This window comes from Kitasatospora sp. NPDC059088 (assembly GCF_042738155.1).
In the GTDB taxonomy this organism is placed as follows: Bacteria; Actinomycetota; Actinomycetes; order Streptomycetales; family Streptomycetaceae; genus Kitasatospora.
Map to the genome: position 1 here is coordinate 25,115 of NZ_JBHYGR010000110.1, position 7,840 is coordinate 32,954.

Genomic DNA, 7,840 nt, shown 5'->3' on the forward strand with positions numbered 1-7,840 from the left:
GCGCGATCCGCGGCGGTGCGCGGGGGGGGGGGGGGGGCGGGGGGGGGGGGGGGGGGGGGGGGGGGGGGGGGGCGGCGGGGGGGGGGGCCCCCGCCCCCCCCCCCCGCGCCCCGGAGGACGGTCACGGGTGCTGGAAGAGCACCTCCGGGTTCGCCGCCGACGGGCCGTCCAGCAGGGGCTGGTGGAGGCCCTTGAGGGTCCGGTCGAAGAAGGCCCCGACGTACTCCCGGGTCAGCTGCATCCCGCGCTCCGGCGAGGTGGTCGACCCCGCGGGGGCGGGGAGGCCGGCCTCGGCGGCCAGCACGGTGACGTCCGTGAAGCTCGCGTGGTTGGTGCCGGCGACGGTCAGCCAGGGCTTGTAGCCCTTCCAGCCCGCCCAGGTCTGCGCCCAGGAGGTGTCCCCGCCGTTCGTGGAGTGGTTGCTGTCCTTCCCGAGCAGCAGGAACGAGCGGCCCTCGAGCGTGTCGGCCGGGACCGGCTGGAAGAAGGTTCCGTCCATGTTCACCCCGGCCAGGATCCGCCGGTCCTCGGCCATCGCGTTGAGCGTCGACGCGCCGCCGATCGAGTGCCCGGCCATGCCGACCCGGTCCCGGTCGATCAGGTGGGACAGGCGCCACACCGGGTGCTGCCCGGTCAGCTGGTCCAGGACGAAGGAGACGTCCTTCGCCCGGCTGTCCGGCAGCGAGTCCGGCGCGCCCGTGTCGCACAGCGCGCAGCCGGGGGTGCTGCCGTCGGCGAGCGTCTCGCCGGAGTCCTCGTAGGTGTGGCCGACCAGCGCCACCACGTAGCCGCGGGCGGCCAGGTCGGTCGCCAGGCCGGTCAGCGTGGCGCGCGGGTTCTCGAAGCCCGGGGAGAGCACCACCAGCGGGAACCTCCCGCCCGCGGCCTTCGCCCCGGTGAAGGCGTGGGTGTCGACGTCGACCAGGTCCTGCGCCGTGAGCCCGGTGCCGGCCGGCACCCGGGTCGCCAGGAAGCCCTGTGCCTCGCCGGGGGTCATGTACGGGGCCGGCGCCCCGGTGCCCTGCCGGGCCGGGTAGAACATCGACACGGCCAGCTGCCGCGGCCCGGCGGAGGGCACCCACGGATCGGTGCGGCTGCGGTCGGTCAGCCGCAGCACCTCCTCCCCGGCCGCGTACCGCCCGGTCGGGGCGGGCAGCTCGCCGTGGAAGGCGGCGACAGCGGCGGACGCGGGCGTGGGCGAAGGCGCGGCCGACGCGGCCGACGCGGCCCCGGCCAGCGGGAGCGGAAGGGCGAGAACGAGCGCTGCGACAGCCGCGATGCGGCGGATTCGGGTCATGTCCCCGACGTTAGGTCCGCGCCCCGACCCCCCGGATCAGCCGACCGAATGCCCTCTCCGGCCCCGCTCATCCCCCCGGCCCAGCCCCGTCATCCCTCCGGATGACACCCCCCCGCGACCCCCTCAGACCCGCGCCGCCGCCGGGCGTTCGGTGGTGGCGACCGGGCCTCAGGCGTGCTCGACCAGCGGCCTGGTCACCGGGACCACCGTGAGGATCCCTTCGAGGCCCTTGAAGTCGTCGGGGTTCGTGGTGAACAGGGGCAGCTCCTCGGCGATCGCGATCGCCGCGATCATCAGGTCCGCCACCCGGCGCCTGGGCTTGCGCCCGGACCCGACCACGGCGGCGCAGACCCGACCGTAGATCCGAGCCGCTTCGGCATCGAAGGGAATCGGGTCGAACTCGTTCTCGGCCCGCTGGAGCACATCGAGGCGCCGGGCCCGTTCGGCGTGCTCGTCGTAGTCGTTCTGGTCCTCGTTCCGCCGGACCTCGTGCGGTCCGGCGGAGAGTTCGGCGAGGGTGACGGCGCTGATGGCCATCTCGGCCGGGAGTTCGGCCGGGTCCACCCACTTGCGCAGGATCATGATGTTGGTGTCGAGCAGGCCCTGCTGGTGCTCAGGAGCCATGGCGGCCGTCCGCCCACTGCTCGGCCGTGGCCTCCTGGTCGGCCCGGAAGGCCTCCAGGGACAGGTCCGGAGCGCTGCGCGACATGGCCGAGAATTCGGCCCGGGAAACGAACCGGCGACGGCGCCTGAGCGGGATCAGCTCGCCGATCCGGTGCCCGTCCCTGGTCACGGTGAAGGACTGCCCGGCCTGGACGGCGTCCATGATCTCCTCGGGCCTGCTGCGCAGGTCCCGCTGGCTGATCTCGGGTTGCACTGACATGCCTCCAGCGTAGGGGCCGACATGTCGGTGCAGCACGGCGTTCGAACCGATCCGGTCAGCTCCCGACGGGGTGCGCCGCCGGGCGTTCGGTGGTGGCGATGGTGGCGGAGCCGATGACGCGGGTGCCGTCGTAGAGGACGACGGCCTGGCCGGGGGCGATGCCGCGGGCGGGGGTGTCGAGGCGGACGTGGAGGGTGTCGTCGACGACCGAGGCGGCGACCGGCACCTCCTCGCCGTGGGCGCGCAGCTGGGCGGTGTAGCGGCCGTCGGCCAGGGGCTCGGTGCCGCACCAGCGGGGGCGGATGGCGGTCAGGGCGGTGACGTCCAGGCCCTCGACCGGGCCGACGGTGACGGTGTTGTTCACCGGGGAGATGTCGAGGACGTAGCGCGGCTTGCCGTCGGCGGCCGGGCGGCCGATCCGCAGGCCCTTGCGCTGGCCGATGGTGAAGCCGTAGGCGCCGTCGTGCTCGCCGAGCTTGGTGCCGTCCACGTCGAGGATGTCGCCGGTGGCGGTGCCGAGGTGCTGCGCCAGGAAGCCCTGGGTGTCGCCGTCGGCGATGAAGCAGATGTCGTGGCTGTCGGGCTTCTTGGCGACGGCCAGGCCGCGCTGCTCGGCCTCGGCCCGGATGGCGTCCTTGGTGGTGTCGCCGAGCGGGAAGAGGGAGTGGGCGAGCTGGTCGGCGTCGAGCACGCCGAGGACGTAGGACTGGTCCTTGGCGGCGTCCACGGCGCGGTGCAGCTCGCGCGAGCCGTCCGGCCGGTCGACGACGCGGGCGTAGTGGCCGGTGCAGACGGCGTCGAAGCCGAGGGCGATCGCCTTGTCCAGCAGCGCGGCGAACTTGATCTTCTCGTTGCAGCGCAGGCAGGGGTTCGGGGTCCGCCCGGCCGCGTACTCGGCGACGAAGTCGTCGATCACGTCCTCGCGGAAGCGCTCGGCGAGGTCCCAGACGTAGAAGGGGATGCCGATCACGTCGGCGGCGCGCCAGGCGTCCCGGGAGTCCTCGATGGTGCAGCAGCCGCGCGCGCCGGTGCGGAAGGACTGCGGGTTGGCGGACAGCGCCAGGTGCACGCCCGTCACCTCGTGCCCCGCTTCGACGGCGCGGGCGGCGGCGACGGCGGAGTCGACCCCGCCGGACATCGCCGCGAGCACGCGCAGGCGGCCGGTGGACGGAGTGGTCGGGGCACCCGGGAAGTCAGTCATGGTGAGTACAAGCCTACGGGGCCGCCGGACATGCCCGGGGCCCCGGTGCTCCGAGGGACGGGCTACCGGCGGACCGAGGCCAGCCCCGCGTTGCGGGCCCGCTGCACCGCGGGGCCGATGGCCGCCACCAGCGCCGTGACGTCCTCGCGCACCGAGGTGTGCCCGAGCGAGAACCGCAGCGAGGCGCGGGCCAGCAGCGGGTCGACGCCCATCGCGAGCAGCACGTGGCTGGGCTGCGGCACCCCGGCCGAGCAGGCCGAACCGGTGGAGCACTCGATGCCCTGGGCGTCGAGCAGCATCAGCAGCGCGTCGCCCTCGCAGCCGGGGAAGGAGTAGTGGGCGTTGGCGGGCAGCCGCCCCTCCCCCGCCGGGTCGCCGTTGAGCACCGCGTCCGGGACGGCCGCGGCCACCCCGGCGACCAGTTCGTCGCGCAGCGCGCCGAGCGTCACCGCGTGCTCCTCGCGCCGTTCGACGGCCAGCGCGGCGGCGGCCGCGAAGCCAGCGGCGGCGGGGGCGTCCAGGGTGCCGGAGCGCACGTCGCGCTCCTGGCCGCCGCCGTGCAGCAGCGGTACGGGCGTGGCGCCGCGGGAGAGCAGCAGGGCGCCGATGCCGAACGGGCCGCCGATCTTGTGCCCGGTGACGGTGAGCGCGGTGAGGCCGGAGTCGGCGAAGGAGACCGGGACCTGACCGAGCGCCTGCACCGCGTCGGCGTGCATCGGGATGCCGTACTCGGCCGCCACGGCGGCGAGTTCGCGCACCGGCTGGACGGTACCGACCTCGTTGTTGGCCCACATCACGGTGACCAGGGCGACGGAGCCGGGGTCGCGCTCGATCGCGGCGCGCAGCGCCCCGGGGTGCACCCGGCCCAGTGCGTCCACCGGCAGGTACTCGACCGTCGCGCCCTCGTGCTCGGAGAGCCAGTGCACCGCGTCCAGCACGGCGTGGTGCTCGACCGGGCTGGACAGCACCCGGGTGCGGGCCGGGTCGGCGTCCCGGCGGGCCCAGTAGAGGCCCTTGACCGCGAGATTGTCGGATTCCGTGCCGCCGCCGGTGAGCACGATCTCGCTCGGGCGGGCGCCCAGCGACTCGGCCAGCGACTCGCGGGACTCCTCGACCACCCGGCGGGCCCGGCGGCCGGCCGCGTGCAGGGACGAGGCGTTGCCGACCACCCCCAGGTGCGCCGACATCGCGGCGATCGCCTCGGGCAGCATCGGCGTGGTCGCCGCATGGTCCAGGTATGGCATAACCATCCGATTGTAGAGGGCATGCCCCGGGGCCCCACCAGGCCCGGGCCCGGGTGCGCACCGATCCGGCCACGGCCGCGGCCGGCGGACGCCGGCGTCCGGCACTGGTTTGTACCACTGCGCCGCCCAGCGGTTAGCCTGACGGCCACTTCTCCATCGGGTTCCAGCGTTCCAGGGGGCGCCATGTCGCAGTCGGTCGACCGCGCGCTGACCCTGCTCGGTTCGCTCGGCGACGGGCCGCTCTCGCTGGAGCAGGCCGCGAGCAGCCTCGGGGTGCACAAGTCCACCGCGCTGCGGCTGCTGCGCACCCTGGAGGAGCACGGGTTCGTCCGGCGCCAGCCCGACCTGCGCTACCGGGTCGGCGGCCGGGTGCTGTCGCTGGCGCACCGGGCGCTGGAGGACTTCGACGTCCGGCAGGTCGCCGCGCCGTACCTGGCCGCGCTGAACGCGCGCTGCGGCTACACCGTCCAGCTGGCCGTGCTGCACGACGGCGAGGTGCTCTACCTGGACGAGGTGGCCGCGCCCTCGGCCGCCCGGCCGCCGCGGATCGGGCGCCGCGCCCCGGTGACCGGGACGGCCGTCGGGCGGGTGCTGCTCGCCGGGCTGCCGGAGGACGGCGTCCGTGAGGAGGAGCTGCCGGCCGAGCTGGCGGCGGTGCGCCGCCGGGGCTGGGCGGCCGAGTCGGCCGAGCACCGGGAGCCGGTGACCTGCGTGGCCGCGCCGGTGGCGGGCAGCGGCGGGCGGACGGTCGCGGCCTGCGCGCTGAGCGCCCCGGCCGGCCAGGTGCCGCCGGCCGAGCTGGCCCGGATGCTGCCGGAGCTGCTCTGCACGGCCGAGGCGATCTCGCTGGCCTGCGGCGGCTCGCCTACTCCTCGCTGGTGCGAGAACCGTTGCGGTGCCAGGCCCGCGGGGCACGCCAGCCGTACTTCAGGGCGAGCATCCGCAGGACGAAGGCGGTGAGCGCGGCGGCGGTGCCGGTGGCGCCGGTGAGCCGGTCGGCCCCGATCAGCACGGCCACCAGGGCGGCGCCGACCAGGGCCGGGACGGCGTAGATCTCGCGGTCCCAGCGCAGCAGCGAGGGGATCTCCCCGGCCAGCACGTCGCGGATCACCCCGCCGCCGGCCGCGGTCACCATGCCGAGCGCGATGGAGGCGACGGCGCCGAGCCCGTAGTCGTGCGCCTTGGCGGTGCCGGTGACGCAGAACAGGCCGAGGCCGAGGGCGTCCAGGGTCTGCACGGAGCGGTTGATCCGCTCGACCTCGGGGTGCAGGAAGAACACCACGAGGCCGGCGGCCAGCGGGGTGACGAAGTAGCCGAGGTTGGTGAACGCCGCCACCGGGGTGGCGCCGATCACCAGGTCGCGCATCACCCCGCCGCCGAGGGCCGTGACCTCCGCCAACACGCAGATCCCGAAGATGTCCATGTTCTTGCGGACGGCGAGCAGCGCCCCGGAGAGGGCGAAGACGAAGATGCCGACGAGGTCCAACGATTGCTGCACGTCGGAGGGGAAGATCTGCGAACTCACCGTCCATGTGTACCCGATCCACCCGGCCGTTCCCGACACCGGTCACAGTCCGGATGAAACCGTCTCGCGGACGGGGCCTTCCCGGCCCGAACGGGTGTACCCCCGCCCCACTCCGCTAACCTCCCGCGTGTGAAGCTCACCGGACGCGCATTCCCACGCCGCCAGAACACCCGTGCCGCAGCGGGTGCCGCCCCAGCAGCCTCGTCGAGGCTCGGCTGGCTCGACGCCCTGCGCGGCATAGCCGCGCTCTCCGTGGCGATCTACCACTTCGCGCTGCCGTTCTACTGGCTCCACATCGACCACGCGCCGCGCAATTTCGGGGATCCGGGCATCTTCGGCGTGATGCTCTTCTTCCTGGTGAGCGGGTACATCATCCCGGCCTCGCTGGAGCGGCGCGGCGACGTGCGCTCGTTCTGGGCGGGCCGGTACTTCCGGATCTACCCGGTGGTGATCGTCACCGCGCTGCTGAGCCTGCTGATCCTGCCCCGCAACCACTCGGTCATCCAGGCCTTCGCCTTCGACCACCCGCTGCTCTCGGTGGTGGGCAACGCCCCGATGGTGCAGGACCTCACGGGCGTCCCGAACCTCATCGGGGTGATGTGGACGCTCACCTACGAGATGATCTTCTACTTCTTCGTGACGGCCCTGTTCGTCAACGGCAAGCACAAGAAGAGCGCCCCCCTCGCGATCGGCTTCGCCGGCGCCGCGCTGCTGCTCGGCTCGTGGCTGCCGCTCGGCCTGCTCACCGCCGACGGTGGCCTGCCCGCCAACCGGCACCTGACGGTGGCCGTCCTGGTCATCGTGATCACCGCGATGGTCTGCTTCCTCACCGGCCGGGTCGACCTGACCCGCTGGGGCGGGACGATGCTCGGCGGCCTGGGCCTGGTGCTGGTCGTGCTGAACGGCCGCTCCGCCGCCTTCGAGACCCTGCTGATCTTCGCCACCATGTTCTCCGGGACGGTGCTGTACCGGCTGGAGCACGGCCAGATCGACCGCCTGCCGGCGCTGCTGTGCTGCGGCTTCGTCCTCACCTCGGGCGTCCTGTGCGGCTTCATGTACAACCGCGACAACGCGCTGTGGCGGACCTGGAGCGAGTCCTGGCAGTCGTTCTCCGGCGCCTACCTGGGCGCCTGGGTCGTCTTCGCGATCGGCATGCTGCTGCGCCACCGCCGCTTCCCGCGCTGGCTGACCTGGACCGGCTCGATCAGCTACTCGGTGTACCTGCTGCACAACCCGATCATCCACTTCATGAACTGGAAGCTGGAGGGCCGTCCGCCCTTCACCTCCTGGCAGGACCGCAGCCTGCAGTTCTTCGGGCTGATGGCCGCCCTGCTGGTGATCAGCTACCTCAGCTACCGCCTGGTCGAGATCCCGTTCCAGAACCTGGGCCGCAAGGCGATCAAGGCGCTGAACCGCCGCTTCCCGGCCGAGCTGCCGTCGGCCCGCCCGGCCGCCCCGGCCGCCCCGGCCGCCCCGGCGGCGCGCGAGCCGCAGCCGGCCGACCCGGCCGTGGAGGCCGAGGCACGGCCCGTCCTGGACGGCGCCGGGCGCGGCTGACACCCGCCGCCCGCACGACGTGAGGCCGCCCCCCCCCCGGGGCCCGGGGGGGGGCGGGGGATTTTGTGCGTGGGCGCGTGGTGAGGCGGGGGGTGTTTTTTATTTAATCCTTGGCGCGGGTTGCAAAATTAAT

Annotated in this window: 8 protein-coding genes; 2 read left to right on the forward strand and 6 right to left on the reverse strand. The window is 73.9% G+C overall.

Annotated elements, in window-relative coordinates; genetic code table 11:
- Positions 1 to 121: 121 nt before the first annotated feature.
- The 5 genes from ACFWXO_RS34620 to ACFWXO_RS34640 all read right to left on the reverse strand — a co-directional run bounded on the left by ACFWXO_RS34620 (position 122) and on the right by ACFWXO_RS34640 (position 4,625).
- The gene (locus ACFWXO_RS34620) at positions 122 to 1,297 is read right to left on the reverse strand and encodes an alpha/beta hydrolase family protein (RefSeq protein ID WP_380528993.1); all 1,176 of its coding nucleotides are present in this window, start codon (positions 1,295 to 1,297) and stop codon (positions 122 to 124) included.
- Between the two features lie 168 nt (positions 1,298 to 1,465).
- Positions 1,466 to 1,921 (reverse strand): type II toxin-antitoxin system VapC family toxin, encoded by a 456-nt coding sequence (locus tag ACFWXO_RS34625; protein ID WP_380528994.1) that lies wholly within the window; start codon positions 1,919 to 1,921, stop codon positions 1,466 to 1,468.
- On the reverse strand, positions 1,911 to 2,180 hold the full coding sequence (locus tag ACFWXO_RS34630; protein ID WP_380396878.1) for a type II toxin-antitoxin system Phd/YefM family antitoxin: 270 nt from the start codon (positions 2,178 to 2,180) through the stop codon (positions 1,911 to 1,913). Before ACFWXO_RS34630 ends, ACFWXO_RS34625 begins: the two co-directional genes overlap by 11 nt.
- A 55-nt stretch (positions 2,181 to 2,235) precedes the next feature.
- Positions 2,236 to 3,381, reverse strand: coding sequence for a tRNA 2-thiouridine(34) synthase MnmA (mnmA, locus tag ACFWXO_RS34635; protein ID WP_380528996.1), 1,146 nt, complete (start codon positions 3,379 to 3,381; stop codon positions 2,236 to 2,238).
- A gap of 62 nt (positions 3,382 to 3,443) precedes the next feature.
- A complete protein-coding gene (locus ACFWXO_RS34640) occupies positions 3,444 to 4,625 on the reverse strand; it encodes a cysteine desulfurase family protein (protein WP_375891540.1) in 1,182 nt (393 codons plus the stop codon).
- A gap of 183 nt (positions 4,626 to 4,808) precedes the next feature.
- Here ACFWXO_RS34640 and ACFWXO_RS34645 point away from each other — a divergent pair, with 183 nt between their 5' ends.
- Positions 4,809 to 5,585, forward strand: a complete 777-nt coding sequence (locus tag ACFWXO_RS34645) for an IclR family transcriptional regulator (RefSeq protein ID WP_375891539.1) — start codon at positions 4,809 to 4,811, stop codon at positions 5,583 to 5,585.
- Here the strand turns inward: ACFWXO_RS34645 and ACFWXO_RS34650 are convergent.
- Positions 5,491 to 6,150, reverse strand: coding sequence for a trimeric intracellular cation channel family protein (locus ACFWXO_RS34650; protein WP_375891538.1), 660 nt, complete (start codon positions 6,148 to 6,150; stop codon positions 5,491 to 5,493). The genes ACFWXO_RS34645 and ACFWXO_RS34650 overlap by 95 nt on opposite strands.
- 129 nt (positions 6,151 to 6,279) lie before the next feature.
- On the opposite strand from ACFWXO_RS34650, the gene ACFWXO_RS34655 reads away from it, so the two are divergent.
- Positions 6,280 to 7,707: an acyltransferase family protein gene (locus ACFWXO_RS34655; RefSeq protein WP_380529000.1), complete on the forward strand. Its 1,428-nt coding sequence runs from the start codon at positions 6,280 to 6,282 to the stop codon at positions 7,705 to 7,707.
- Positions 7,708 to 7,840 lie beyond the last annotated feature (133 nt).